2 protein-coding genes are annotated in these 793 nt (G+C 45.1%); one reads left to right on the forward strand and one right to left on the reverse strand.

Annotated elements, in window-relative coordinates; translation table 11 throughout:
- The coding region (locus HC175_RS15615; RefSeq protein ID WP_168139370.1) for a DUF885 family protein at positions 1-229 on the forward strand (229 nt) is incomplete at its 5' end.
- Between the two features lie 346 nt (positions 230-575).
- On the opposite strand, the gene HC175_RS15620 is transcribed toward HC175_RS15615, so the two are convergent.
- Positions 576-793: nucleoside deaminase (locus tag HC175_RS15620; RefSeq protein ID WP_168139371.1), on the reverse strand; the 218-nt coding region annotated here is incomplete at its 5' end.

Genomic DNA, 793 nt, shown 5'->3' on the forward strand with positions numbered 1-793 from the left:
CAACATCAACACAGAAGTCGACCGCTACATCTCCTGGCCGGGGCAGGCAGTGTCTTACAAGATCGGGGAGATGAAGATCCGCGAACTACGGAAAAAGGCCGAAGAAGCTTTAGGAACAGATTTCGATATTCGAAAATTCCATGAGGTGATTTTGGAGCAGGGAACCGTGACATTGCCAATTATGGAGGAGCGGGTAGAGGATTATATTGGGAGGAGTTTGAGAAAGTAACTTAAAACCTGACCCACCTGCAAGGTTTCCAAAACCTTGTAGGTCTTTTTTAAATGCTTTCCTTTCTCCAAATTTTTTTTCAGGGTTGCTGACCCTAAAGGAGTTTAAGAGCCTGTAAGGCTCTAAAGTCATAGCCCGAGGCGACGCCTCGGGAAAAAATAGCAGAAATGGATTTTCAGCCTGTAAGGCGGAACCGGTGGGAAAGATTTCAGCCTTACAGGCTGATTGATAACGGATTTTAATTTCCCGGAGCGTTGCTCCGGGCTTATATATCAGAGGCTTACAGCCTCAGGAATCAAAAAGTCTTGTTTCTTGGCTCTTATCTCTTGCTTCTTTTAGCAGCGATCTAATTCAAATTCCGTCTCTCAATAAAGAACCTTTTCAGCAGTTCAGATGCTTCCTCCTCTAAAATGCCATTTTTTACTTTAGTTTTGGGATGAAGTTTTGCGCCCATTTTACGATAACCTCTTTCCGGGTCCGATGCTGCGAAGACCAGGTTGGAGATCTGGCTCCAGTATAATGCTCCGGCGCACATTTGACAGGGTTCGAGGGTAACATACATCG

Source organism: Salinimicrobium oceani (assembly GCF_012037645.1).